Consider the following 231-nt stretch of genomic DNA (forward strand, 5'->3'; position numbering starts at 1 on the left):
GGACGATGTGCACACCGTGACCGGGGGCGCCCACAGCACCGCGGTCGGCCGGCTGTCGTACCTCCTGGACCTGCGCGGCCCCTCGATCGCCGTCGACACCGCGTGCTCCTCCTCGCTGGTGGCGGTCCACCTCGCCTGCCAGGGCCTGCGCACCGGTGACGCCGATCTCGCCCTGGCCGGCGGGGTGCACGTGATCAGCTCGCCGCTGACCACCGTCGCGCTGTACAAGGC

The 231-nt window shown here is 73.6% G+C and carries 1 protein-coding gene; it reads left to right on the plus strand.

Going from position 1 to position 231, the window contains the following annotated elements:
• Positions 1–231: beta-ketoacyl synthase N-terminal-like domain-containing protein (locus ACSNOK_RS36490; RefSeq protein ID WP_436784932.1), on the plus strand; the 231-nt coding region annotated here is incomplete at both ends.

Origin of the sequence: Streptomyces sp. URMC 126, assembly GCF_051386555.1 — a bacterium.
In the GTDB taxonomy this organism is placed as follows: Bacteria; Actinomycetota; Actinomycetes; order Streptomycetales; family Streptomycetaceae; genus Streptomyces.